The organism is Luedemannella flava (assembly GCF_039528515.1).
Lineage (GTDB): Bacteria > Actinomycetota > Actinomycetes > Mycobacteriales > Micromonosporaceae > Luedemannella > Luedemannella flava.
In genome coordinates this window covers 1-24,705 of sequence record NZ_BAAALT010000213.1, presented here as the reverse complement: position 1 = coordinate 24,705, position 24,705 = coordinate 1, and the positions used below count along the sequence as shown (strand labels likewise).

Genomic DNA, 24,705 nt, shown 5'->3' with positions numbered 1-24,705 from the left:
GCGCAGGGCCGCCGCGGCGGCCGGCACCCGGTCGAGGTGGAGCTGGTCGCCGGGGAGGTTCGCGAGGTAGAGCCGGGCGAACCGGCCGATGCTGGCGGGCGTCGCGCCGGGGGTCTCGGCGACGCGCTCCACGAAGCCGCCGATGAGCTCGGCGCGCTGCAGGCGGTCGCGGTTGGCCCGGATGAGGGCCGCGGACCTGTCGGCGGCGTGCGGCTGGCGACGGCCGCTGTGGTGGTGCATGCTGCGGAACACCACGCCGGCCGCGATCGAACCCCAGATGCCGTCCGCGATGCCGAGCGTGCGCTCGACGGTGAAGTGCACGAGGTCGTGCGGCAGGTGGGCGGTGACCGGCCCGCCGTCCAGCCGGTAGGTCACCCCGTCGTCGCGCTCCACCAGCGCGAAGCCGCGCTGGTGATCGGGGATGCGCTGGAAGGTGACCCGCATGTCCCCGATGGTCGCGTAGGCCATGGCGGCGGACAACGCGATTTCGCCGCCTCTTGACGGTGACTATTAACTGAGTACATAGTGGGGTCATGTCCATGCCCCACGTCCTGCTCGGCCTGCTGTCGACCGGACCCAAGCATGGGTACGACCTGAAGCGGTCCCACGACGAGCACCTGCCGCGTGCCCGTCCGGTGGCGTTCGCGCAGGTCTACACCACCCTGGGCCGGCTCGTCCGGGACGGCTTCGCGGCCGAGGCCGGGCACGACCGGGCCGGCGGGCCCGAACGGACGTCGTACGAGATCACCGGGTCGGGCCGGGCGGAGCTGGCCGGCTGGCTCGACCAGGTCGACCCGCCCGCGCCGTTCGTCACCAGCACGCTGCTCGCCAAGGTCACCGTGGCGCTCCTCGTCGACGACGCGGAGCGCGCGCGGGCGTACCTCACCGCGCAGCGGCAGGCGCACACCGCCCGGCTGCGCGAGCTGACCGCGGCGAAGACCGACGCGGACGCCGCCTTCGCCGACGTGATCGGCGCGGACTACGCCATCGCCCACCTCGACGCGGATCTGCGGTGGCTCACCACCACCCTGGAACGCGTCGCCACCCTCGGGGGAGACCAGAAATGATCATCGAAGGTCGGTCGCTCGTCCGCTCGTACGGCGCGACGCCCGCGCTGCGCGGGGTCAGCGTCGCGGTGGACGAGGGCGAGATCCTCGCCGTCACCGGGCCCAGCGGCTGCGGCAAGTCCACGCTGCTGCACTGCCTGGCCGGCATCATGCGGCCCGACGGGGGTGAGGTCATCTACCGCGACCAGCGGGTTTCGGACCTGTCCGAGGCGGCCCGCGCCCGACTGCGCCGCACGGACTTCGGCGTGCTCTTCCAGTTCGGACAGCTCGTCATGGAACTGACAGCCGCGGAGAACGTGGCGCTGCCGTTGCTTCTCGCCGGCACGGGGCGGCGGGAGGCGCGCACCGCCGCGCTGTCGTGGCTCGACCGGCTGGGCGTGCGCGACCTGGCCGACCAGCGCCCCGGTGAGGTCTCCGGCGGCCAGCAGCAGCGCGTCGCGCTGGCCCGCGCGCTCGTCACCGAGCCGCGGGTGCTGTTCGCCGACGAGCCCACCGGGGCGCTGGACACCCTCGCGGGCGAGCAGGTTCTCGGTCACCTCACCCGGCTCGCCCGCGAGCAGGGCACGACCGTCATCCTGGTCACCCACGACGCCCGCGTCGCCGGGTACGCCGACCGCGAACTGTGCCTGCGCGACGGCCGGGTCGACGCGTCGGGCCTCGGGCTCGTCAGCGAGGCGGCGCGATGAGGCCGACCACGCTCGCGCGGCTCGCCCTGGCCGGCAGCCGGACCGACACGCTGCGGGTGGTGCTGACCGCCGCGAGCGCGGCGCTCGCCACGTTGTTGTTCGTGCTCGCGGCCGCCGTCGCGACGATCCCGCACCTCGGCGATTCCTCGGGCGGCAGCGAGACCTGGGCCCGGCAGTACCGGCTGCAGGTGCTCGTCGAGCCCGGCCTGCGGCCCGGCGTGATCATGGCGCTGGCGTTGCTGACCATCCCCGTGCTGGCGCTGGCCGGGCAGTGCGGCCGGCTCGGTGCCCCGGCGCGCGACCGGCGCCTGGCCACCATCCGGCTGGCCGGCGCGACGCCGGGCCAGGCGGTGCTGGTCGCCGCCGCCGAGACGGGCGTGGCCAGCGGCCTCGGTTCCGTCGCCGGGCTCGCGCTCTACCTGGTCGGGCGCCGGGTGCTGCACCGTCCGGACGCCGACGGGCGGCTGCTCCTGCCCACCGACGTGGTCCCGCCGGCGTGGGCGCTCGTCGCCATCGTCCTCGGCCTGCCGTTGCTGGCCACCGGCGTCGCGGCGCTGCTGCTGCGGCGGGTGGCGTTCACGCCGTACGGGATCGCCCGGCAGGTGCGGCGGCGGTCGCCGCGGGTCTGGGTGGGTCTGCTCATGGGCATCGGCGTCGCGCTGGTCGGTAGTGGACAGGCCGTCGCCCGGTGGGCGCCCGACCTGCCCGACTGGGTGCTGCCCGTCCAGTTCTTCGCCGGGGTGCTCGCCGGGACCTGCGGGCTGGTCTTCGGCACCGGGTGGATCTCGGCGGCCACCGGGCGGGTGCTGCTGCGGTTCGGGCGGGGCCCGGCCGCGCTGCTGGCCGCGCGGCGGCTCATGGCCGACCCGTGGTCGGGCAGCCGCGTCTTCGCGGTGCTGCTCGTCGGCGTCCTGTTCGGCGCGGGCGCCGCCGGGCTGCGGGCGCACATCATGACGATCATGGCGGTCGAGGCGGACAGCAACCGCTGGTCCGCGCAGGCGCAGGGCGAGCAGTACCTGCCCGACGGCCGGGCGGACTTCCACGCTACGGCGTTCACCCTGGTCGACGGGGTGGTCGCGGTTGCCGTCGGCCTGTCAGCAGCCGCCATGCTCGTCGCGGTGGCCGAGGGCATCGTGTCCCGACGGCGCGCCTACGCCTCGCTCGTCGCGACCGGCGTGCCGCGCCGCGTCCTGGCCCGGGCGGCGCTGCTGCAGGCGCTGGCGCCGGCCGTGCCCGCCGTCGTCCTCGCGCTGACCGTGGGCGGCGCCCTGGCCCGCGCGTTCGGCGACGAGGCCCGCAGCGGCGGCTACGACAACACCATCTGCGTCGGCGGCGACTGGTCGGCGTGCGAGGAGCCGGGCTCGACGAAGCTGGTCGAGGTATGGGTGCCGGAGTTCGTCCGGGCGACGCCGGTGCCGTTCGCGCATCTGGCCCTGCTCGGTGCCGGCACGCTCGCGGCGGTCGCGCTCACCGTGGCCGTGGGCCTGCTGTTCCTGCGTCCGGCCACCGACCTGACCGAGTTGCGCGCGGTGTAGGCCGTCAGGGTTGGAACGCCGGGTTCACGCAGGGGAGCTCGGCGACCCACACCTGCCAGCCGTCGAGGTAGCGGATCGCGTAGTGCACGTCGACGTGTCGGGTCGTGCCCCCGGGCAACGGCCCGCACGCCGTGCGCAGGCGCCCCACCCGGACACGGGTGTCCCCGACCGTGATCACGAAGTGAGGCCAGTGGGGTTTGCGCGGGTGCGGGTCACGCCATCCGCAGCGCGTCCTCCACGCCGGTCTCGTGGCGGCCCAGGTGCACCGGGTCGCGGCCGGAGACGACGTCGAACACGGCCTTGACGCAGGCCCCGTACTCTCGGGTGGAGCTGATCCGCCACGGCGTCGTGAACTGCTTCACCGTCTCGTCGCCGACGCCGTCCACGTCGAGGCCGAGCCGGCGGCACACGGTGACCGCGCGGGGCACGTGGTAGCTCTGGGTCACCACGATCGCCCGGTTCACGCCGAAGATCCGCGATGCCCGGGCGCACGAGTCGTACGTGTCGAAACCGGCGTAGTCCCGCACGATCCTGCTGTCCGGGACGCCGTGTTCGAGGAGCCACGCGCGCATCGCGTCCGGTTCGGAGTACTCCCAACGCATGTGGTCGCCGGAGAGGAGGAGGACCTTCACCTTGCCGGCCTCCAGCAGCCGGCGGGCGAGCTCGAGGCGCGCCGCGAGAAACGGGGACGGTTGGCCGCCGGCGTAGACCTGGGCGCCGAGCACCAGGGCGACCGGCGCGGCGGGAACGTCCCGCTCCGAGTAGATATGTCCGTCGGCGGCGGTGCGCACCCAGATGGTGCTGCCAAGCGTGGTCAGCGCGCCGAGCGTGACGCCGAGCATCGCGACGAGGGCGACCAACCGCCAGGTGCGGCGGCGACGCCACCAGCGCTTCTTCTCATCGGGCACGCGCCCAGCATGTCACCCTGCGGCAACCATCGGGCAGGGCAGCCGTGCCCCAGATGATCACGTACTATCTCCGCCGTGCTGTCGTTGATCATCCCCGTGCGCTCGGCACTGCACGCTGTCTATCCGGACCTGCGTCCGTTGCGGACCGCGGCAAAGGCGCGCGACTGGGCCGCCGTGTCCAGGTACTTCGACGCCCTCCCGCCCGGCTTTGACGCCACCACGGCCGTGACCATGGTCAGCCAGATCCGCGGCATTGGCCGGTGGCTCCAGCTCATGGTCGACACTCACCGGGAAGACCCGCTGCCCCGCCTCCTGCTCGGTGCCCATCTCATCATCGTGGGCTGGAAGGTGCGGTCAAGCTATCGCGCGCAGTACGTGGGGCGGGAACAGTTCGCGCTCTTCCACGAGTACCTCTACCGCGCCGACCGGTTGCTGAGCGACGTGACCGCCGTCCAGCCCGGCAGCACCGCGGCCTGGACGTTCCGCCTCGACACCGCTCGCGGCCTGGGCTTCGGGTTGCCGGAGGCGCGGCGCCGGTACGCGAAGGCTGCGGAGAGCTGCGCGGCACCGTTCGCCGCGCAGCGCAAGCTGGTCCAGCAGCTGTGCCCCAAATGGGGTGGCGACTTCAAGGCCGTGCGGGAGTTCACGCGGGAGTGCCTCACCCAGACGCCCGACGGCGGGATCTGCGGTGCGGTCGTAGGGGAGGGGTACCTGGAGGCCAGGTTCGACTACGACCACGGCCACGTCAACGCCGCCGAGATACGCGAGGACCTCGACGTCGCGTCGGCGCGGATTCTTCACGCGGATTTCCAACCGCAGCACGGATGGGTGGCCGCGCACAGCCTGCTCGCGGCCAGCTTTGTCGTCCAGCTCGACAAGGACGCGGCGCGCCCGCACTTCGCCGCGCTCGGCAACACCTTCTCCTCATACCCGTGGCAGATGTTCGACTTCAGTGACGCTGCCGCCTTCCGCAAAGCTCGCTACGCAGCGTTGGGCCGATAACGTGATCATCGAATCGTTGACCAGCGGCATCCCCACCCTTTTCGTGAAGGCCGACGGGCCGATGCGGGCAGGGTTGACCTTCCGCGTCGGCATCGCCGACGAGACACTTCCGTTGCGGGGCATCACGCATCTGGTGGAGCACCTCGCGCTCTTCCAGCACGGGGCCGCGGACCACCACTACAACGGCTCGACCGACGCGACCGCCACACACTTTCACATGCAGGGCACCGAGGAGCAGGTCGTGCGCTTCCTCAATGGGGTGTGCGCCTCGCTGCGCGACCTACCGATGTGGCGGCTGACCGCGGAGAAGGAGATCCTGGCCACGGAGGCGGTGACCCGCAACTCCTCCGGCAGCCTGGGCGAGGTGCTCGCCGTCGAACGGCACGGGGCCGCGACGTTCGGGCTGGGCGGCTACCCTGAGTGGGGTCTGCCCGCGATCGCTGGCGACGACGTCCGCGACTGGGTGCGCACCTGGTTCAACCGCGACAACGTGATCCTGTGGATCGCCGGTGCCGGCGTCCCGTCCGGCCTCGAACTGGAGCTGCCGGAGGGACAACGGCGGCCGCTGCCGCCGGCCGTACAGGTCCTACCCGCCACACCTGCGTACGTCAACGTGGGCATGAACGCCGTGGCCGCTCAGGCGCTGGTCCCGCGAGGGCCTGCCGCGCGCGTGTACGCCGAGGTCCTGGAGCGGACGCTCTTCGGTCAGATGCGCCAGGACGCGGCGCTGTCCTACACCGTGGCGACGGCCTACGAGACCTGGGGCGGCGGCGACGCGTCCGTGGTGGCCGTCGCGGACACGCTCGTGAAGAACCAACGGGTCGCGGTGGACCAGTTCGTCACCACGCTGAACGCCATGTCGGTCGGCGTCGGGCAGGCCGACGTGGACGGGGCGGTCGCGCGGCTGTCGGACGCGTTGGCGGAGGCGGAACGGTCGGCGAAATGGTTGCCGCGCCTTGCCGTCGACGTGTTGTGTGGACACCCGGTCACGGACCTGTCCGTCCAGCGGGAGGCGCTCGCCGCCGTCACCGCGGCTCAGGTGACGGAGATCGCTGGTCGGGCATGGCGAACCTTGCTGGTGGCGGTGCCCCACGGTCACCTCATGGAGCGCGCCGGCTTCGAGGAGACACCGCAGTTCTCGCGGTTCGCCGTGCTGGGCACCCGGCACCGGTCCTACTACCCGGACGCCTCCCTGGTGATCGCGGACGACGGGGTGACCGTCGAGTCCCGTGGCGGGCCGCGCACGGTGCTCTTCGACGCGTGCTCGGGCGTGCTCGCCTGGCCGGACGGCGGTCGGCACCTCGTGGGTCGCGACGGCATCCAGGTGCGTATCGAGCCGACGTTGTACGTCGCGGGGGTCAAGGCTGTGGCGGCCCTCGACGCGCGCCTGCCCACAGGTCTCACCATCGCGATGCCCACCCGGGCCGCGGACGAGATCCCGACCGTGCGCCGGCTGACCGTATGGCGCATCCGCGCGCGGCGGCTGGGCGCCGCCGCGCGGCGAGGTCTGCAGCGCCTCAGACAGGCGTGGTGGAACCGTGGCGCGTACCTGAACTATGCGGTTCCCGCGGTGTTGGTCGTGCTCCTCGGCCTGTGTGTCGCCGCCTTCGTCAACGAGCCGTCGATCTTGTTCGGCGTCTGGGCTGTCATGCTGAGCGCCGTGCTGTGGATCCGACGTACGACACTCGGCCGTTGGTAGCGGGCCGTACGTAGGTGGGGCCCGGGACATGTCCAGTCCCGGGCCCCCGCTTTGCCGCCCAATTGCGCGTACCAACGGCCTTTAAGCAGGTGGATCAGTTTGAGTGCCCTGTGCTTTGCCATTGAGCCACCGCCGCGTGTGAAAGCGGCGGATGGGAGTCGAACCCACATCCCAGAAGCAAGGTCCCACCTGCGGTCGAGATGGCACTCGGCGGCGAATGCTGAGCCTGGAGCGAGAGTCTGTGGTTGACGCGGCTGCCTCTGCCAGTTGGGCTACCCCCGCGCGTCGTGTGCGGGGGGCGGGGCTCGAACCCGCACTGTCACCACGGTGTCAGACTGAACCTCAGTTTCAGCTTTGCGCTTCTTGCGCACCCCCGTCGCTCCCGACGGGGGAGTCTGTCGGCTACCCGAAAATGTAGGCGAGCACGGTCTCGCCGGCCTTGCGGTCGACCGCCTCCACGCCGTTGGCCTCCTCGCGGGCGAACTTGACCGCCTGCTGCAGCTTCTCGACCCGCTCCAGCAGCTCCGAGACCCGCTTGGCGGGCAGCGCGCCGGAGAACTTCACGGTCGTCCAGTAGCCGACGGGCACGTCCTCGTAGTACACCTCGACCTGCGCCGGGTGCTTCTCGGTCGCCTCGGCCTTCACGTGGTTGCGCGGCACCTTCTTGGTGCGGATCGTGCGCACCGGCTCGGTCGACCAGCAGTCGGCCGAGTCGTTGAACACCCACGACTCCGCGGCGTCGAGCACCGGCAGCTTCTTGACGAACGTGTGCAGGTCGGTGAGCTGCTTCTCGAGGAACAGCAGGTACGGCACCGGCACGTCGGACAGCAGCGTGCGCCCGTCGACCACCACGTCCGCGACGGCGACGCGGTTGGTGGCGTCCTTCGTCGCGGTCACGTCGAACAGCCGGGTCAGCGTCGCGGTGACCTGCCGGATCACGTCCTCCGTGCGCACCTGCACCTTGGTCGACTCGGGCGGCAGCTGCTCGCCCTCCTCGTCCTTCGGCTGGTACGTGCGCGCGATGCCGGACAGCAGCGCGGGCTTCTGCACGGCGTGGTGCGCCTCGGTCAGCTCCTGCAGTGACCGGCTCTTGACGCCCTTCTCCACGGCGATGATCTGGTTCAGCTTCGGCATCATGACCCTTTCGACCGCTGCACCGTAGTCGTGGCGGTCAAGCGGCGGCAACCCGATTCACCGGATCCTGGCGTGCAGGTGCATGTCATGGCGGCCGTCGGCGTGCACGGCGGCGCTGCGCTGGGTGCCCTCCAGCGCGAAGCCCGCCTTCGTGGCGACGCGGCAGGACGCCCCGTTGCGGGTCGAGTGCTCCAGGTACAGCCGGTGGAAGCCGGCCGGGCCGAGCGTCCACGCGCTCAACGCGGTGAGCGCGCGTGGGGCCACGCCGGCGCCGCGGGCGGCGGGGACCGTCCAGTACCCACACCCCGCGACGCCGTCGTTGAGGTCGATGCTGCCCAGGGCGATCCGACCGAGCACCTCGACGCCGTCGCGGGTGACGGCCCAGCATGCGCCCGCCTCCCGTGCCCAGTCCTCGCGGTAGGCGGCGAACCACTCGTACACCTGCGTCAGCGACGCCGGCTGCCGCGTGTGCCACGTCCGGATCGCCGGATCCTGGTAGGCGGCGAGGAACGCGGGCGCGTCCTCGTCGCGCCAGGGGCGCAGGACGATCGCGCCACCGGCGATGAGCGTCGGCTGGCCGGCGGCCGCGAGCGTGCCGGGCACGATGATGGGCGGGGTGGTCAGGGCGCGTCTCACGGCGTCGTCAGCCAGCCGACGATGGTGGGCACGACCTCTGTCACGTCGGCGCGGATCACCTCGGTGGCCAGGTCGTCGTAGGGCGTCGCGTCGCGGTTGACGATGACCAGCCGCGCGCCGTGCTCCACGGCGACCCGGCACAGCGACGCGGCCGGCTCGACGAGCAGCGAGCTGCCCACGGCGAGGAACAGCGGCGACGCCTTGGCGATCGACGCGGCCTGCGCGAGGACCTGACCGTCGAGGTTCTCGCCGAACAGGATCGTGTCGAGCTTCAGGATCCCGCCGCAGGTGGGACATCGTGGCTCGGTGGCGGTTGCCCGCGCGGCGACCTCCTCCGTCGGCGTGCGGGCGCGACACCCGACACACCGGGTCGTCCGCATCGTGCCGTGCAGCTCGAGAACCTTGCGCGGTGCCAGGCCCGCGAGCTGGTGCAGGCCGTCGATGTTCTGAGTGAGTACGCGCACGGCGATGCCCGCGCGGTCGAGCCGGGCGAGCGCCTCGTGCGCCGCGTTGGGCCGGGCGTCCCACGCCGGATGACCGTGGTAGGTGCGCCAGAACCGCGCCCGCACGGACGCGTCCGCGAGGAACCGGTCGTAGGTGAACGCCTCGGCGGCACCCGGGTCGCGGGTCCACACCCCGTCCGGTCCCCGGTAGTCGGGGATCCCCGAGGCGGTGGAGATGCCCGCTCCCGTCAGCACCGCGACGCGCGTGACGTCGCGTGCCCACGCGGGCGTCGTGATGGTCATGACCACCGAGGCTAGGACCTGCGGTCCCGCCGGGCGATCGATTTCGCCGGTCCACTATCTCGGTCGACGGTGATGGGCGCCGGCTGCGAGCATCCTCGGATGCGTACTGCCGCCTTCGACTCCCTGCGCGGGTTGGCGCTCGGCGACGCGTTCGGCGAGACCTGGTTCTTCCGCCCGGCCGCCGACGTAGACCGCCAGCTGACCGGGCGCGTACTCGCGCCCGCGCCCTGGCCGTGGACGGACGACACCGCCCAGGCCGTCTGCCTCTACGCGGAGCTGCGCGACGGCGGCGAGGTCGACCAGGACCGGCTCGCGTCGCGGCTCGCCGCCGCCTACGACGACGATCCCTACCGCAACTACGGCCCGTCCATGCACGGCGTCCTCAAGGCGATCCACGACGGGGAACCGTGGCGGGGCGTCACCGGGCGACAGTTCGACGGGCAGGGCTCGTGGGGCAACGGCGCCGCCATGCGGGTGGCGCCGCTCGGTGCGTACTTCGCCGACGACCTCGCTCTGGCCGTGGCTCAGGCGCGGCTGTCCGCCGAGGTCACGCACGCCCACCCGGAGGCTGCCGCCGGTGCGGTCGCGGTCGCGGCGGCGACCGCGCTCGCGGTCTCGGGCGTCGCGGGTGACGAACTGCTGGCGGGCGTGCTGGCCGTCACCCCGCCGAGCGAGGTCGCGTCCCGGCTGCGTCGGGTCGTCGACCGGCCGTTGACCCACGACCCCCGGTGGATCGCGGGCGAGGTCGGCAGCGGTCGGCAGATCTCCGCGCCGGACACCGTGCCGTACGCCCTGTGGTGCGCGGCCCGCCACCTCGACGACCTCGTCGAGGCGCTGTGGGCCACGGCGTCCGGCGCCGGCGACGTCGACACGACGTGCGCCATCGTCGGCGGGATCGTGGCGGGCCGGACCGGGTTGACCGCCGTCCCGGCGACGTGGCTTTCGGCGTGTGAACCGCTGCCTTCGTCGGTTGCACCACGATGATCACGTACCCCTATGTCGGCCCGGCGGATCTGCGCGAAGCGGATCCGCCGGCCGGAAGGCCGGCGTTCGGCGCCGGGTGACTGTCCAGGTGATCCGACCTGCCAACGTTTGGACCGTTACGCCAGGAACTCGGCGCGGAATTCGCTGCGTAACGGTCCAAACGCCGGCTTGCTCGGCGGCCGCTCCGAGATTCAGGAGGTGACTAGCCGACTTCGGCGTTCTGCATCCAGGTGCGTAGGGCGGGGGCGATCGGGCCGGTGAGCCTGGTGAGTTCCTCGATGCGCCGCTTGTTCGTGGCTCTGGTTCTGCGGTCTAGGACGAGACTGACGTTGCCTGTGGAGAGGATGGCCACGAGTGCGGCGTCGCGGGGATCGACCCTGCCGATGGGGTCGCGCAGGGCGCCGCTGACCAGGCGGACAAGTTCCTTGCGGGCGCGGGGGTCGCGCATCGTCACCCTGGTCGTGGGGAACAGCCCGAGGAACCTGCGGGGTTCCAGGCGGGCCCAACCGCCGTCGCTGAGCTGCTGGCGCACGGCGCCGACCGTGGCGCGCTGACGCCTGCTGATCCAGGATTGCCAGCTGCGCGGCTTCGAGCCGGCGATCTCGTCGAGGAGCGCGTCGAGGACCGGATCGTCGCAGGGGCGCCGGCCCTTGACGGCGGGACGGTCGCGTTCGTCGGCGAGGTGGCCGCTGACATAGAGGTCGGCCAGCGCGGCGGCGCGCAGCATGGCGCCGAGGGTGATCACGAAGCGGACCCTGCCCTTGTCGGGGTCGTAGGCCAGCATGAAGACGCGTTGGGGGAGGCTGGCGGGTGCGGCCACGTCATTCTTCTTCCGGCTCGGGGGTGGCGGAGGGCCTGCCGGGTCCGCGCATCCGACCGACTCCGCCGGGCAGGCGGCCGGCGTCGGCGAGGGCCCTGCGCAGGAGGTACTCGATCTGGGCGTTGGTGCTGCGGAACTCGTCCGCGGCCCAGCGCGCGAGCGCGTCGTGGACGGCGGGGTCGAGGCGGAGGAGGAGCTTCTTCCGTTCGGGGGGCATGGGGTCTAGGCGTAGAGGGTGCCCGCGTTGACCACCGGCTGGGCGTCCCGGTCGCCGCACAGGACCACCAGCAGGTTGCTGACCATCGCGGCCTTGCGCTCCTCGTCGAGATCGACGACGTGGTTCTCGGCGAGGCGGAGCAGCGCCATCTCGACCATGCCCACCGCGCCTTCGACGATGCGGGAGCGGGCCGCGACGATGGCGTTCGCCTGCTGCCGGCGCAGCATCGCGTGGGCGATCTCGGGCGAGTACGCGAGGCGGGTCAGCCGCGACTCGATGATCTTCACGCCCGCGGCGGCCACCCGCACACCGATCTCCTCCGACAGCCGGGCGGTGATCTCGTCGGCGTTGTCGCGCAGGGACATCTGCGCCGTGTCGTGGGAGTCGTAGGGGTAGCTGTTGGCGATGTGCCGCACGGCGGTCTCGGTCTGGATGGCGACGAACTCGATGAAGTCGTCGACCTCGAAGATCGCCCGGGCGGTGTCCTCGACCTGCCAGACGACGACGGCGGCGATCTCGATGGGGTTGCCGTCGGCGTCGTTCACCTTGAGTACATCCGTTTCGTGGTTGCGGATGCGGGTGGAGACCTTGCGCCGGGCGGTGAGCGGGTTGACCCAGCGGAGTCCCTCGGTGCGCAGCGTTCCCGTGTAGCGGCCGAGGAGTTGCAGGACGCGGGCCTCGCCGGGCGAGACGGGGGTGAGGCCGGCGGCGGTGCCCAGGGCGGCCAGCGCCAGCACGAGGCTGAGGCCGATGAGGCTCGCGACCGCTGCGGCGCCCTCCTGCCGCACGCCGATGACGAACACGGCGACGCTGAGGACGATCACCAGGAGGGACAGGGCGACGACCGGCCAGCCCGAGGTGCCCCGGGCGAGGCGCTCGCGAACCTGTGGGGCGGGCAGATCGAGGTGTTCGGTCATGGCGGGCTCCTTGGGTGGGGGTGATGTCCAGACACTATCAAAGTGATATCACTTTTCCAAGAGCCGGGTGCCGCGCCGGGATCCATGTGAAGGGAGCGGGAGCGGCGCGCTAGCCGTGGGGCATGGCGCTGAGGAGCTCGGACGCCAGGGTGATCAGGTGGTGGGCGCGGATGGCGAGGGTGGCGGCCGCGCCGTTGGCGGCCGACCCGGCCGACTCGGCGAGCGTGCGCAGCGCCTCGACGTCCTGCCCCAGCGAGGCGACGACCTTGGTGAGGTCGCTGGTGGACGCGCTGGCGAACTGCCTCGCCACGTCCTCCAGCGCGAGGCCCGAGGCCTCCAGCTGCCGGATGGTGCCGATGAGGTCGACGGTGCCGGGGTCGTAGAGGCGGTAGCCGCCGGCGGTGCGCTCGGCGGGGTGGATCAGGCCGAGGTTGGTGTAGAAGTCGACGGTGCGGTTGGAGACGCCCGCCGCGGCGGCCAGTTCACCGATGCGCATCAAGCCCGCCACCGTCCGCTCCTTCCCCAACCGTACAGCCGCACGTGCTAGTGTCGCGCTCGTGGCTGAGCCTACCGGCCTTACGACCAGCGCCCGCAAGCCCGATGAGCAGGCTAACCGGGACACCACACCGGCTGCCACCTTCACCGCGGCGCGCGCCGCCATCCGACCCCGGGTCACTTCGCAACGCACTGACACCCAGGAAGGAATCTGATGGTCTTCAAGAAGCTTCTGGCCAGCCTCGGCCTCGGCGGCGTCGACGTCGACACGGTGCTGCCGCCGCACCCCGCCACCGCCGGGGGACACCTCGGGGGCCAGGTGAACCTGCGCGCCAAGTCGGACACGGACATCGCGGCCATCAACCTCTACCTCGTGGCGTCCGGCCCGGCCGGCGAGGTCGAGCTGGCCCGGTTCCCCGTGGCGGGCGGGATCCACCTCGCCGCCGGGTCGCAGCAGCAGGTGCCGTTCAGCGTCCCGCTGCCGGATTACACCCCGTTCACGGTGCTGTACGGGCAGAACCTGCCCGGCATCCGCCTGGGCGTGCGGACCGAGGTCGCGGTCGCGTCCGGCAGCGCGAAGGGCGACTTCGACCCGCTGGGCGTCGAGGCCGCCGAGGCGCACCAGCGCGTGATGGACACGCTGGGCCTCATCGGGTGCCGGTTCGCGCGCAACGAGCTGCGCCCCGGCCAGCTGTCCGGGCTGCCGGTCGCGGCCGCGCAGGCGATCACGTTCTGGGCGCCGGTCCCCGACGGGCAGCGGCCCGGCCCGCACATCCCGCAGCTCACCTTCACCCTCATCGGCGGCAACGCCGGCCTGACGGTGCTGGCGGAGCTCGCCGCCGGCCCTGGCACCCCGGACCGGTACGTGCTGTCGGCCGACGACATCACGCGCCTGTCCAACACGGAGGGCGGCTGGAGCGGCGAGGTCGACCGGTGGCTGGTCAACGCGCTGGTCAAGCTCAACCAGGCGCCGGCCGCGGGCGTCGGCGCGGGCGCGTTCCTGCAGCAGCAGGGCCACCACGGGCACGGGCACGCCCATCACGGCCACCACAACTACAAGTACTCCGGTTACCACGGCAAGCCGTCCATGGCCGGCGCCCTCGCGGTGGGTGTCGGCGGCGCCGCGCTGGGCTTCCTCGGCGGCATGATGATCGGCGACATGATCGGTGACGCGTTCGAGCCGGATATCGCCGACGCCGCCTCCGCCGCCGGGTTCGAGGACCCGGGGATCGCGGACGCCGGCTTCGAGGACTTCGGCGGCGACTTCGGTGAGTTCTGAGTACGCGGTACTGTGCTGACCCCCGTGAAAGGACGACGACCCGCATGAAAACCTCCAACCCGGTGCTCGCCCGGCTCACCCCGGTCGGCTACCAGGGGGCGGCCCCCGCCCAGCCGTACTCCTACGGCGGCCAGACCTACGGTGACCCCGGCTACGGCCAGCCGACCGGTTACGACAACATGCCGCCGCTGACCACCGGCGACGTGATGACCATCGACGACGTCGTGGTCAAGACCCTGACGCTGCTCGGCACGGCCGTGGCCGCCGCGGCGGTCACCTGGGTTGTGGTGCCGCTGCAGGCGCTGTCCGTCACCTGGATCGCGGCCATGCTGGTCGGCCTCGTCCTCGGCCTGGTCATCTCGTTCGCTCAGGTCACCAACCCGGTGGTGCTGATCGGCTACGCCCTCGTGGAGGGTGTGTTCCTCGGCGCGGTGTCCAAGGCGTTCGAGACCAGGTGGAACGGGATCGTCCTGCAGGCGGTGATCGCCACCCTGGGCGTCTTCTTCGTGATGGCCGCCCTCTACAAGGCCCGGATCATCCGCGCGACGCCCAAGTTCATGAAGATCGTGATCGGCGCGTCGGCCGGTCTGGCCGTGGTGATGCTGGTCAACTTCGGCATCTCGCTGTTCACCGGCTCCGCCGGCCCGCTGCGCGACGGCGGCGGCATCGCGATCATCTTCTCGCTCGTCTGCATCGTGGTCGCGGCGCTGATGTTCGTGGTCTGCTTCGCCCAGATCGAGGAGGGCATCGCCGCGGGCCTGCCCCGCAAGTACGGCTGGCTGGGCGCGTTCGGCATCCTCGTCGAGCTCGTCTGGCTCTACCTGGAGATGCTGCGCCTCATCTCTTATTTCCAGGAAGACTGACCGGGACGATCGCTGTCCGCGCCCGGCGGGCCGCAGCAAGCGGCCGCCGGGCGCGGACACACATAGGCACTGTTTCGCACAGTGTCCAGTCATCCCTGCTGTGATCCCCATCGCTTCGATACATTGAACTTCATCACTCCACGATGCGTGAGTTGGAGCGATGTCGTCCGGTCCCCGCGGCACAGTCGCGCCGGGCGCTCCCTGGGGAGGGTGACCTACATGCAACTGATCAACCGGCTCAACGGACCCGTGGTGTCACTGTTCCGCATCGTGGTCGGCCTGTTGTTCCTCATTCACGGCGCGTCGTCGCTGTTCGGCGTCTTCGGTGGGGCGCGCGGCACCGGCAAGGCGGTGGAGTTCGGTGTCTGGCCCAGCTGGTGGGCGGCGCTCATCCAGCTCGTCTGCGGCGCCCTGGTCATGATCGGACTGGGCACGCGGATCGCGGCCGTACTGGCCTCGGGCTCGATGGCGTACGCGTACTTCACCGTGCACGCGGGCGAGGCCCTCTGGCCGATCCAGAACGGCGGCGAGCTGGCCGCGATGTTCGCCTGGTCGTTCCTGCTGCTGGTGGCCACGGGCGCGGGCCCCTGGTCGCTGGACGCGCTCATCGCGGCGAACCGGTCGCCGGCGGCACCGCAACCGTCGGAGGCGGGCGCCTGACCGACGGCTGAGGGCCCCCTGGATCGGGGGCCCTCAGCCGCGCGTCAAAGCGGCGCCGCCCTCGTCGCGCGACTGACCCGCCTCACGGGTGCCGCACCGCCGACGCGCCGCTGTCGTCGAGGTCCCAGGCGAGTTCCAGCCGGTCCGGGCGCCGGGGGCGGCGCACCGCAGGCGGCGGCGTGCCCCCGCGGATGGCCAGGGCGGCCAGGGCCGTGGTGATCGGCACGGCGGCGATGAGGCCGACCGTGCCCACGATGCTGCGCACGATCTCCCCGGCGATCAGCTGGTTGGTCAGCACCTCGCCCAGGGGCCGGTTGCCCGCCGCGATGAGCAGCAGCAGCGGCAGCGACGCGCCGGCGTACGCCAGGATGATCGTGTTGATCACCGACGCGATGTGGGCGCGGCCGACCCGCGCCGCCCGGCGGTACAGGTCGGTGAAGCCCAGGCCCGGGTTGGCGTGGGCCAGCTCGCGCACCGTATACGCCTGCGTGACGGTCACGTCGTCGAGCACGCCCAGCGACCCGATGAGGATGCCGGCGAGCAGCAGGCCGTGCATGTTCACGTCGGGGAAGCTCAGCGTCAGGAAGCTGGCCTCCTCGCTGGAGACGCCGGTCAGTTCGGTGACGGCGGTGGCCCCGGCCGACAGCAGCCCGGTGAGCACGAGGCTGACCAGCGTGCCGAGCACCGCCATGGAGGTCGTGACCGACAGGCCGTGGGTCAGGTACAGCACGACGAGCATCACCGCCGCGGCGCCGACGATGGCGACGAGCAGCGGCGAGGCGCCGTCGAGGATGGCCGGCACCACGAACAGCAGCAGGACGCCGAACGTCACGGCGAGCCCGGCCAGCGCGGCGAGTCCGCGCCACCGGCCGAACGCGATCACGGCGAGCGCGAACGCGGCCGCCAGCATCCACAGCGCCCGGCCCCGGTCGTGGTCGACGATCTGGTACGGCGTTCCGCTCATGGCGTCTTCCAGGTAGATCAGGATGACCCGGTCGCCGCCCTCGACGTGGGGCGCGCCCGGCCCGCCCGGGATGTCGGTCGTGACGACCTTGCCGTCGGCCAGCCGTACGGTCACGGTGCCGCACCGGGTCGGCGCCGAGGGCGAGGCGGCGCCGCCGCCGGGCGGCAGCGGGCACGGGGTCAGGCCGATGGCGAGCACCTGCCCGGCCACGCGTGGCGCGTCGGGCGAATCCGGGGCGGGCTCGGCGCCGCGCGGCCACAGCATGATCATCGCGAGGATGGTGCACAGCGCGGCGGGCACCAGCACCGCCGCCGTGAGGCGCACGGTGCGGCGCGGGGCCGCCGGCAGGTCCCCGTGGTCATGGCTGTGGGCGTGGGAGTGGGAGTGGGGTGCCCCGCCCCGCTGCCGGTCATCGCGCACGGCGTGCCTCGCTATCCGTCGTGGCTGGTCACCGCCGGCGACGCGCACCAGCGGCCCGGCGGCACGCCGGGTACGGTCATCTTGCCAGCGACCGCCCGACCCGTCCGGCGGGCCGTGCCGGTGTGCCCGGTTTCAGTCCTTTACGACCGCCTGGATCGCGGCCGTGAGCTGGGCGCGGTTAGGTTGCAGCGCCCGGTCGAGGGCCTCCGCGAAGGGCAGCACGGTGCCGTCGGGCCGCGAGACCCGCCGGGGCGGCGCGACCAGGCGCATCTCCTCCGACGCCGTGGCCACGATCTCGGCGCCGAGGCCGCACATCCGGTTGGAGTCGTCGATGACCACGAGCCGACCGGTGCGCTCCAGCGACGCGGCCAGCCCGGCCCAGTCGAACGGGTACACCGTGCGCGGGTCGAACACCTCGACGGACACGTCCCCGCGCAGGTCGTCGGCGACCGCGAGCGCGTCGGTGACGTGGTGCCCCACGGCCACCACCGTCACGTCCGAGCCCGGCCGGGCCACCCGCCCGACGCCCAACGGCACCGGCGCCAGCGACGAAAGAACGAGATCGGCGCGCAGGCCCAACGCCCCGGCCGGCGCGAACACGATCACCGGATCGTCGTCGCGGATCGCCGAGGCGAGCAGACCGTAGGCGTCCGACGGCGTCGCGGGCACGCACGTCTTGACTCCCACGTGCGCGAACAGGCTGTACGGGTGGTCGGAGTGCTGCCCCGCCCAGCCCAGCCGCGACCCCGACCCCGGCACGAGGAACGTCACCGGCACCCGCGCCTGCCCGCCCGTCATCAGCGAGAACTTGTGCGCCTGGTTGGCGATCTGCTCGAACGTGAGGAACAGCAGCGACGGGATCTGGAACTCCACGACGGGCCGCATCCCCAGCAGCGCCGCCCCGGTGGCGAAGCTGGTGAACGCCTGCTCCGACAGCGGGGTGTCGAGCACCCGGTCGGGGCCGAACCGGTCGAGCAGCCCGTTGGTCACGTTGGACACGCCGACCCGCACGTCCTCGCCGAGCACGCAGACCCGCTCGTCGCGGGCCATCTCGTCGCCCAGCGCCCGGCCGAGCGCCTTGAGGTAGGACAGGATCGTCATGGTCAGCTGGCTCCCGGGCGGGGACGGAGTCCGGTGGCGTAGAGGTGCTCGGTCGCGTCGACCGGCGACGGCGCGGCACTGATGAGCGCGAACGCGACCGCCTCGGCGATCACCCGCTCGATCTCGTTGTCGACGGCGAGCCTGTCGGCGGCGTCCAGGCGCGCACCCTGGATGTCGACCGGATCGCGCGACCGTCCGGCCGCGACAGCCTCAGCGGACCGGTACCGGGGCCGCGCCTTGTGCTCCCACGTGTGGTGCGCGTCGAAGCGGTACGTGTGGCACTCCAGGAACTGCGGCCCGCACCCGGCCCGGGCCGCCGCCACCAGCGGGGCCGCCGCTTCGAGCACGGTCTGCGGGTCCATCCCGTCGACCGACACGGCCGGGATGCCGAACGCGGCCGCCCGGTCGCAGATCCCGCCGGCGACCGCGTCGGCGACGGTCAGCGTCGTGGCGTAGCCGTTGTTCTCGCACACGAACACGACCGGCACCCGCCACAGCGCGGCCAGGTTGAACGCCTCCAGCAGCACGCCCTGGTTGACCGCCCCGTCCCCGAAGAAGCTGACGGCCACCCGGGGCGGACCCAGCCGGGAAGCGGCCCACGCCGCACCCGCCGCGATCGCCCCGCCCGCGCCCACGATCCCGTTGGCCCCGAGCACCCCCAGCGACAGGTCGGCCGCGTGCATCGACCCGCCCCGCCCCCGGTTGAGCCCGGTGACCCGCCCCGTCAGCTCGGCCATCATCCGCGCCGGGTCGGCCCCCTTGGCGAGCACGTGCCCGTGCCCCCGGTGCGTGCTGGTGATCAGGTCGTCAGGTCGCAGCGCGGCGCAGACGCCCGCCGCGATCGCCTCCTGCCCGATGTACGGGTGGATGCCGCCGACGATGTCGCCGCTGCGCACCAGCTCGATCGCCCGTTCCTCGAACCGCCGGATGAGCCGGACCGTCCGGTACAGGGCGGCCGGGGTGACCCCGGCCACCTGCTCCCACGTCGTACCCGCCAAAGGTGTCAACCCTGCTTGATCGCGGACAGGATGCCGTCCCACAGCAGCACCCGCGCGGACAGCGCGTCGTTGACCGTGTCGGCGCACTCCTGCCACCTGAACTCGTCGTCGCCGCACAGGTCGGCGAGCATCTGCATGGCCATGGGCGTGTGCTCCTCCCCGTCGACCTCGATGTGCCGGGCCAGGTAGTCGACGAACAGCCCCAGGTTGTGACCCTGTTCCTTGACGGCGATGACCTGGTTGAACATGTCGGGGATGAGGTCCTCGCGGCCGAACGCGAACGCCGCCGCCTGCCGGTGCGTGGACGCGGTCGCGATGAACGCGAACGTGCTGCGGACAAAGTCCGCCGAGGTCGACGGCACACCGGCGCGGGTGAGCGCCGCGTCCACGGGCGTGCCGGCCCGGATCTGGCCGATGAACGCCCCGATCGGCCCGGTGTCCGCGCCGGCCTCGGCCATGCCCTGGACGTAGAGCTCGAAGTGGCTGATGAAGCCGCCGCCCAGTTCGTCGGACTCCTCGACGAGGGTGATGTCGTTGATGAGCCGGCGGCTGGCCGGCAGCGGCGTCGGCACCCACGGCACCTCGACGCACGTCAGGTTCCGCTGCAGCGACTTGAGCAGGGACATGAAGTCCCAGACGGCGTACACGTGGTGCTCGAGGAACGTGACGATCGCCGGGTGGGTGTCGAGGTTGGCGTAGAGCGGGTGGGTGATCACCCGCTGGCGGGCGGGCTCGACGGCCTTCTGCAGGCGTTCGATACCGGGGTGGGTGGTGCCCCAGTCGTAGCGCGACATTGCGACTCCTAGGCGGGGGTGCGGAAGATGGTGGGGCAGAAGTCCGGGTCGGCGTAGTCCGGCCGACCGTCCGGCGTGCGCCGGACCAGGGTGTCGTGGTTGTACTCGACGATGCCGCCGCCGGCGAGGCCGAAGGGACGGTAGGCGTTCTCGCCGTCCTGCAGGTGCAGGGAGATGGCCCGGCGCGGTGTTACGCCCCGGTTGGGCCCGCTGCCGTGGTAGGTGCGGCAGTGGTGGAAACTCATGTGTCCCTTGGGGATGACCATCGGGATCTTGTTGACGCTGACGCCGTTGTGCGCGGCGTTGCGGGCGAGCAGGTCCTCCAGCTCGCTCCTGTCGCGCTCCGCGAAGTGCCGCGTGGTCGTGTCGTCGGCGCCGATCTCGGTCCAGGTGTTGCTGCCGTCGACCATGGTGATCGTGCCCATGACCTCGTCGCAGTCGTGCATCGGGATGAACGCGGTGAGCATGCGCTCCGATGTGGACGACTGCCAGTAGTGCTTGTCGAAGTGCCACGGCACCACGTTCGTGGGCTCCTTCGGGCGCGGCGGCTTGTAGATCAGCGTCGACTGGAAGATCCGGATCTCGTCCGCCTGCGCCAGCCGCGCCGCCACCGCGCCGATGATCGGCTTGCGCAGGATCCGCGCGATCGCGTCCGACTCGTAGTGGATGTAGTCGTTGTGCCGCTGCACCGCCCCGTGCTCCGGCTCCCAGTAGGCCAGCTTCTTCGGCCGGCTCGGCAGCGTCCGGTCGCGCGCCCCCGCGTAGAACTTCTCGCTCGCCTCCACGAGTTCGTCGACCTCGTCGTCGGTGAGCAGCTTGCGGGTGAGGTACCAGCCGCGCGTGGCGTACTCGGCGACCTCCTCGTCCGTAGGCAGCAGCGCGGCGTCCGCGCTGGTCAATCCCGGCAGGGCGGTGCTGGTCATCGGTGGTTTCTCCAACTCCATTGAGTACGGGCTAGGAAGAGGCGGTCTCGCGCTGGGCGGCCAGCTCGCGCTCCTTGGCCTCGTAGAGGGCGCGGATGTTGCGGCTGCCGAAGGTGCGCGCCCCGTGCCGCTCGATCAGCTCGACGAAGAAGGTGCGCCGCACGTGCAGCGACTGGGTGAAGATCTGGAACAGCTGGCCCCAGTGGTCGCGGTCGACCAGGACCCCGGCCTCCCGCAGCCGGTCCACGTCCACGTCGCCCACCCGCTCGCGCAGCACGTCGTAGTAGCTCGCCGGCGGCCGCGCGAACCCGACGCCCCGGCCGGCGAAGGTGTGCACCGCGCGGACGATGTCGTCGGTGGCGAACGCCAGGTGCTGCACGCCGGCCCCGCCGTGCCAGGACACGAAGTCGTCGATCTGGCCCCGGTTGCGGGTCGTGTCGGGCTGGATCAGGGTGAACGTGACGCCCCCGGACGGGCTCTGCACCACCCGCGACTCCATGCCCTGCTCGCCGACCTCGATGTACTCGGAGAAGATCTCCCCGAAGCCGAACGCGTCCGTGTAGAAGTCGACGGTGGCGTGCAGCTCGCCGGCCGGCAGGCAGATCGCCGCGTGGTCGATGAGCTGCAGCAGCTCGTCGCCGTGGTCGGGATCCGGCGCGATCATGTCGATGGCTCCGGGCAGGAACGGGTCCGTCGCGCCGTCCCGCTGGACGAGGCGGTGGGTCACGTCGCCGAAGCCGGACAGGACGGCGGTGCTCACCCCGTCGCCGTGCGCCGTGGGCGGGCGCAGGCCCGTGGCCCCGCCGGCGACCGCCGTCGCGTACGCCTCGACGATGTCCCCGCAGCCGAACCCGATGACGCCGACCCCGTCGCCGTGCCGGGCCACGTACCCGGTCGCCGGGTGGTCGGCGGACAGGCCCGTGGTGACCAGGATCCGGACGTCGCCCTGGCCCAGCAGGAGCGAGCGCTGGCCGGCCAGGCCGGTCTCCGGCCCGCCCTGCCCGCGCACCCGGAAGCCGAACGCCGCGCACAGCACGTACGCGGTCTGCCGGGCGTCGCCGACGTACATCTCGATGTGGTCGATGCCCTGGATGTTCATACTCGGCCTCCTTCTGGCTGGCGGTTCCGGCCGAGGGACGGTCGGCCGAACACGAGGCTGATGTTGTGGCCGCCGAATCCGAACGAGTTCGACATGGCGTACGCGACGGCGGCGGGGCGCGGCGCCGCGCGGACGTGGTCGAGCTCGCAGGCCGGGTCCGGGTCGTCGAGGTTGTGGGTGGGGGGCAGCAGTTGCGCGCGCAGGGCCTCGACGCACGCGGCCGCCTCCACGACCCCGGACGCGCCGAGCATGTGTCCGGTGACCGCCTTGCTGGAGCTGACGGGCGGCCCGTCGGCGCCGAACACGGTCCGGATCGCGAGCGCCTCGGCCGCGTCGCCGAGCTTGGTACTGGTGCCGTGTGCGTTGAGGTAGCCGACGTCCGTGCTGGTCAGGCCGGCGTCGTTGAGTGCGCGCCGCATGCACGAGGCGGCGCCCGCGCCGTCGGGGCGCGGTGTCGTCGGGTGGTGGGCGTCGGTGGTGGCACCCCAGCCGAGCAGCTCCGCGTAGGCGGTGGCGCCGCGCGCGGCCGCGAACTCCGGCCGTTCCAGGACCACCACGCCGGCGCCCTCGGCGAGCACGAGGCCGTTGCGGCGCCGGTCGAACGGGCGGCACGCCCGCTCCGGTTCTGCCGTCCAGCCCCGCGCCAGCGCCCGGGCGTTGCCGAACGTGTCGGCGAGCGTGGCGAACAGGGGCGCCTCGCTGCACCCGGCCACCACCACGTCCGCCTCGCCGGCCCGGATGAGCCGCAGGCCCTCGCCGATCGACTGTGCGCCGGCCGCGCAGGCCGTGCCGACCGACGAGGTGAAGCCCCTGATGCCGTGCGCGATCGCCACCCGGGCGGCGCCCATGTTGGGCAGCATCCCCGGCAACAGGTACGGGCTGACCCCGACCCGGCCCTTGGCCGTGCGGAGCACGACCTGCGACTCCAATGTGGCGAGTCCGCCGGTCCCCGAGACGACCGCCGCGACGCGCTCCGGGTCGACGTCGCGTCCGGGTTCGAGGCCGGCGTCCGCGAGCGCGTCGCGGGCCGCGTGCAGGGCCATGACGATGTAGCGGTCGACCGTGCGGGCCTCGGTGGCCGGCATGACCTCGGTCGCGTCCAGGTCCGGGCCGATGCCGGCGACCTCGGCGGCGCCGGCGACCGGGTGGTGATCCGGCGGCAGGCGCAGGCCCGAACGGCCGGCGCACAGGGCGTCGAACACCTCGGCCGGCTTGCTGCCGACCGGCGTGACCAGCCCGATTCCGGTGATGACGGCGGTACTCACTCCGGGTCCCCTTCCGTGACGGGCGCGACCAGGACGGCCGCCGCGCGGTCCGCCGGCCCCTGTTCCGCGACGATGACCAGCGCGGAGTCGGCATCGCCGTCGGCGATGAGCAGCGCGGCCTCCCGCACGCCGCGCGCGTCGGCGCTCAGGCACACGACCGGGCCGCGCAGTCCCCACCGGGCGGCCACATGACCGGCGACCGCGTTGGGCACCGACTGGAAGAACAGCAGTGGCCCGACGCGTTCACCCCGGTCGACGGCGCGGGCGAGGTGGCTCGCGGTGGTCACGTCGCCCAGCGGGCTCAGCAGCACCAACGCGGTGCGGTCGGGCGCGTCGGCGCTCGCCCGCCCGGCCACGGCCAGGCACCGGGCCGCGACCTCCGCGACCAGCGGGCTGAACGTCGACTCGACGAACCCCGCGAGGGCCGGCAGCGTGTCGCCGTCCCCGGCGGGCCAGGCCGCGCCGGCGTGCACCGCGAGGCCGGCGTCCTGCGCCGCGTCGACCAGCGCGCCGAGCAGGCTCAGTCGCGTCATCGTGGCGTTCATGCCGTTGCCTCCGCTGCGCTACGGCCCCGGCATGGCGTCCTGAGCTGATGATTCGCTCGCATGCGCTCGTTCATGCCGTTGCCTCCGCTGCGCTACGGCCCCGGCATGGCGTCCTGAGCTGATGATTTGCTCGCTCACGCTCGCTCATACGCTCACCAGCAAGGCCGTGTTGGCGCCGCCGAAGGCGCTGTTGAGGCTCAGCGCGTGGGTGGCGTCGGTGCCGGCCGGTTCGGTGACGACGGTGAGCGGGCACTGTGGATCCGGGCCGAGGTATCCGGAGTTGACCGGCAACGCGCCGGCCCGCAGCGCGAGGATCGTGACGATCAGCTCCACCAGGCCGGACGCCTCCAGGGCCTGCCCGTGCAGCGACTTCGTCGAGCTCACCGGCACCGTGGCGGCCCGGTCGCCGAGGGCGGCGGCCAGCGCGGCCGCCTTCGCGTCGCCGCCCGCGGCCGTGCCCGCGCCGTGCGCGTCGACGTAACCGACCGCGTCCGCGCCCACCCCCGCGCGGGCCAGGGCGGCTCCGATCGCCCGGGCCAGGCCGGCGCCGTCGGGGCGCGGCTGGCACACGTGGTACGCGTCGCCGGCCCGCCCCCACCCGGTTACGTGACCGAGCACCGGCGCCCCGCGGCGTGCCGCCGCGGCCGGTGTCTCCAGCACCATCGCGGCGACCCCGTCGCCGAGCAGCAGGCCCCCGCGGCCGGCGCTGAACGGGCGCACCCGCCCGTCGCGGGCCATGGCCCGACCCGCGTCGAACACCGCGAACTGATCCGCCTCGACCAGGTACCCGCCGGCCACGACGACCCGCTGCGCATGCCCGAGGGCGAGCATCGCGGCCACGTCCGCCACGGCCGTGCTCGCCGCCACGCACGCGCTCGTGTACGCGCGCGCCTCGTCGGCCAGCCCGCACCGGCGCGCGAGCGCGTCGGCGAAGTCCGCCGCCGTGCG

General features: G+C 72.5%; 27 protein-coding genes and 1 pseudogene. 9 read left to right on the top strand and 19 right to left on the bottom strand.

What is annotated here, in order from left to right; translation table 11 throughout:
- Positions 1-444: pseudogene (locus tag ABD211_RS26580) on the bottom strand (hypothetical protein); the annotation flags it as partial.
- Between the two features lie 89 nt (positions 445-533).
- Here ABD211_RS26580 and ABD211_RS26575 point away from each other — a divergent pair.
- From ABD211_RS26575 to ABD211_RS26565, 3 genes are read left to right on the top strand one after another with little or no spacing between them, the layout of a single operon-like run.
- A complete protein-coding gene (locus ABD211_RS26575) occupies positions 534-1,067 on the top strand; it encodes a PadR family transcriptional regulator (RefSeq protein ID WP_344137588.1) in 534 nt (177 codons plus the stop codon).
- The gene (locus tag ABD211_RS26570) at positions 1,064-1,753 is read left to right on the top strand and encodes an ABC transporter ATP-binding protein (protein WP_344137585.1); all 690 of its coding nucleotides are present in this window, start codon (positions 1,064-1,066) and stop codon (positions 1,751-1,753) included. Before ABD211_RS26575 ends, ABD211_RS26570 begins: the two co-directional genes overlap by 4 nt.
- Positions 1,750-3,288, top strand: a complete 1,539-nt coding sequence (locus ABD211_RS26565) for an FtsX-like permease family protein (protein ID WP_344137582.1) — start codon at positions 1,750-1,752, stop codon at positions 3,286-3,288. Before ABD211_RS26570 ends, ABD211_RS26565 begins: the two co-directional genes overlap by 4 nt.
- 4 nt (positions 3,289-3,292) lie before the next feature.
- Here the strand turns inward: ABD211_RS26565 and ABD211_RS26560 are convergent, their stop codons facing one another.
- A complete protein-coding gene (locus tag ABD211_RS26560; RefSeq protein ID WP_344137579.1) occupies positions 3,293-3,466 on the bottom strand; it encodes a hypothetical protein in 174 nt (57 codons plus the stop codon).
- Between the two features lie 34 nt (positions 3,467-3,500).
- Positions 3,501-4,196, bottom strand: a complete 696-nt coding sequence (locus ABD211_RS26555) for a SanA/YdcF family protein (protein ID WP_425560537.1) — start codon at positions 4,194-4,196, stop codon at positions 3,501-3,503.
- Positions 4,197-4,271: 75 nt separating this feature from the next.
- On the opposite strand from ABD211_RS26555, the gene ABD211_RS26550 reads away from it, so the two are divergent.
- Together ABD211_RS26550 and ABD211_RS26545 are read left to right on the top strand one after the other, a co-directional pair.
- Complete coding sequence (locus ABD211_RS26550; RefSeq protein WP_344137576.1) at positions 4,272-5,198, top strand: hypothetical protein; 927 nt, start codon at positions 4,272-4,274, stop codon at positions 5,196-5,198.
- Positions 5,199-5,214: 16 nt separating this feature from the next.
- Entirely contained in the window at positions 5,215-6,897 is a 1,683-nt protein-coding gene (locus tag ABD211_RS26545) for a peptidase M16 family protein (protein ID WP_344137573.1), read from the top strand.
- A gap of 402 nt (positions 6,898-7,299) precedes the next feature.
- Here ABD211_RS26545 and ABD211_RS26540 read toward each other — a convergent pair whose 3' ends face one another.
- Genes ABD211_RS26540 through ABD211_RS26530 form a run of 3 tightly spaced genes read right to left on the bottom strand, consistent with a single transcriptional unit; the run spans position 7,300 to position 9,413 of the window.
- Positions 7,300-8,031, bottom strand: coding sequence for a DUF7873 family protein (locus tag ABD211_RS26540; RefSeq protein WP_344137597.1), 732 nt, complete (start codon positions 8,029-8,031; stop codon positions 7,300-7,302).
- A 57-nt stretch (positions 8,032-8,088) separates the two neighbouring features.
- Positions 8,089-8,667, bottom strand: a complete 579-nt coding sequence (locus tag ABD211_RS26535; protein WP_344137570.1) for a GNAT family N-acetyltransferase — start codon at positions 8,665-8,667, stop codon at positions 8,089-8,091.
- Positions 8,664-9,413: an SIR2 family NAD-dependent protein deacylase gene (locus tag ABD211_RS26530; RefSeq protein ID WP_344137567.1), complete on the bottom strand. Its 750-nt coding sequence runs from the start codon at positions 9,411-9,413 to the stop codon at positions 8,664-8,666. Before ABD211_RS26530 ends, ABD211_RS26535 begins: the two co-directional genes overlap by 4 nt.
- Positions 9,414-9,512: 99 nt before the next feature.
- Here ABD211_RS26530 and ABD211_RS26525 point away from each other — a divergent pair, with 99 nt between their 5' ends.
- Positions 9,513-10,397 carry an ADP-ribosylglycohydrolase family protein gene (locus ABD211_RS26525; protein ID WP_344137564.1) on the top strand — a complete coding sequence of 295 codons (885 nt, stop codon included), beginning with the start codon at positions 9,513-9,515 and terminating at the stop codon, positions 10,395-10,397.
- 202 nt (positions 10,398-10,599) lie between these two features.
- On the opposite strand, the gene ABD211_RS26520 is transcribed toward ABD211_RS26525, so the two are convergent.
- From ABD211_RS26520 to ABD211_RS26505, 4 genes are all read right to left on the bottom strand, one after another.
- Positions 10,600-11,217, bottom strand: a complete 618-nt coding sequence (locus ABD211_RS26520; protein ID WP_344137561.1) for a GOLPH3/VPS74 family protein — start codon at positions 11,215-11,217, stop codon at positions 10,600-10,602.
- A 1-nt stretch (position 11,218) separates the two neighbouring features.
- Positions 11,219-11,434: a type II toxin-antitoxin system antitoxin gene (locus tag ABD211_RS26515; RefSeq protein WP_344137558.1), complete on the bottom strand. Its 216-nt coding sequence runs from the start codon at positions 11,432-11,434 to the stop codon at positions 11,219-11,221.
- A gap of 5 nt (positions 11,435-11,439) precedes the next feature.
- Positions 11,440-12,351: an SPFH domain-containing protein gene (locus ABD211_RS26510; RefSeq protein ID WP_344137555.1), complete on the bottom strand. Its 912-nt coding sequence runs from the start codon at positions 12,349-12,351 to the stop codon at positions 11,440-11,442.
- Between the two features lie 109 nt (positions 12,352-12,460).
- Positions 12,461-12,859, bottom strand: a complete 399-nt coding sequence (locus ABD211_RS26505) for a MerR family transcriptional regulator (RefSeq protein WP_344137552.1) — start codon at positions 12,857-12,859, stop codon at positions 12,461-12,463.
- A 201-nt stretch (positions 12,860-13,060) separates the two neighbouring features.
- Between ABD211_RS26505 and ABD211_RS26500 the strand changes: the two genes are divergently transcribed.
- The 3 genes from ABD211_RS26500 (at position 13,061) to ABD211_RS26490 (ending at position 15,648) form a co-directional block, all read left to right on the top strand.
- A complete protein-coding gene (locus ABD211_RS26500) occupies positions 13,061-14,125 on the top strand; it encodes a sporulation protein (RefSeq protein ID WP_344137549.1) in 1,065 nt (354 codons plus the stop codon).
- A 44-nt stretch (positions 14,126-14,169) separates the two neighbouring features.
- Positions 14,170-14,988, top strand: coding sequence for a Bax inhibitor-1/YccA family protein (locus ABD211_RS26495; protein ID WP_344137546.1), 819 nt, complete (start codon positions 14,170-14,172; stop codon positions 14,986-14,988).
- A gap of 219 nt (positions 14,989-15,207) precedes the next feature.
- Positions 15,208-15,648 carry a DoxX family protein gene (locus tag ABD211_RS26490; RefSeq protein WP_344137543.1) on the top strand — a complete coding sequence of 147 codons (441 nt, stop codon included), beginning with the start codon at positions 15,208-15,210 and terminating at the stop codon, positions 15,646-15,648.
- 82 nt (positions 15,649-15,730) lie between these two features.
- On the opposite strand, the gene ABD211_RS26485 is transcribed toward ABD211_RS26490, so the two are convergent.
- From ABD211_RS26485 to ABD211_RS26445, 9 genes are all read right to left on the bottom strand, one after another.
- Positions 15,731-17,032: a YibE/F family protein gene (locus ABD211_RS26485; protein WP_344137540.1), complete on the bottom strand. Its 1,302-nt coding sequence runs from the start codon at positions 17,030-17,032 to the stop codon at positions 15,731-15,733.
- Positions 17,033-17,164: 132 nt separating this feature from the next.
- On the bottom strand, positions 17,165-18,133 hold the full coding sequence (locus ABD211_RS26480; protein WP_344137537.1) for an alpha-ketoacid dehydrogenase subunit beta: 969 nt from the start codon (positions 18,131-18,133) through the stop codon (positions 17,165-17,167).
- Between the two features lie 2 nt (positions 18,134-18,135).
- The gene (locus ABD211_RS26475; protein WP_344137594.1) at positions 18,136-19,107 is read right to left on the bottom strand and encodes a thiamine pyrophosphate-dependent dehydrogenase E1 component subunit alpha; all 972 of its coding nucleotides are present in this window, start codon (positions 19,105-19,107) and stop codon (positions 18,136-18,138) included.
- A gap of 29 nt (positions 19,108-19,136) precedes the next feature.
- The gene (locus ABD211_RS26470; protein WP_344137534.1) at positions 19,137-19,925 is read right to left on the bottom strand and encodes a DUF3050 domain-containing protein; all 789 of its coding nucleotides are present in this window, start codon (positions 19,923-19,925) and stop codon (positions 19,137-19,139) included.
- Positions 19,926-19,933: 8 nt separating this feature from the next.
- A complete protein-coding gene (locus ABD211_RS26465; protein WP_344137531.1) occupies positions 19,934-20,848 on the bottom strand; it encodes a phytanoyl-CoA dioxygenase family protein in 915 nt (304 codons plus the stop codon).
- 31 nt (positions 20,849-20,879) lie between these two features.
- Entirely contained in the window at positions 20,880-21,947 is a 1,068-nt protein-coding gene (hppD, locus tag ABD211_RS26460; protein ID WP_344137528.1) for a 4-hydroxyphenylpyruvate dioxygenase, read from the bottom strand.
- Positions 21,944-23,212: a beta-ketoacyl-[acyl-carrier-protein] synthase family protein gene (locus tag ABD211_RS26455; RefSeq protein ID WP_344137526.1), complete on the bottom strand. Its 1,269-nt coding sequence runs from the start codon at positions 23,210-23,212 to the stop codon at positions 21,944-21,946. The genes hppD and ABD211_RS26455 overlap by 4 nt, the downstream gene beginning before the upstream one ends.
- Positions 23,209-23,745 (bottom strand): beta-ketoacyl synthase chain length factor, encoded by a 537-nt coding sequence (locus tag ABD211_RS26450; protein WP_344137591.1) that lies wholly within the window; start codon positions 23,743-23,745, stop codon positions 23,209-23,211. Before ABD211_RS26450 ends, ABD211_RS26455 begins: the two co-directional genes overlap by 4 nt.
- A 156-nt stretch (positions 23,746-23,901) precedes the next feature.
- Positions 23,902-24,705, bottom strand: an 804-nt coding sequence (locus ABD211_RS26445) for a beta-ketoacyl synthase N-terminal-like domain-containing protein (RefSeq protein ID WP_344137524.1), incomplete at its 5' end; no start/stop codon positions are given.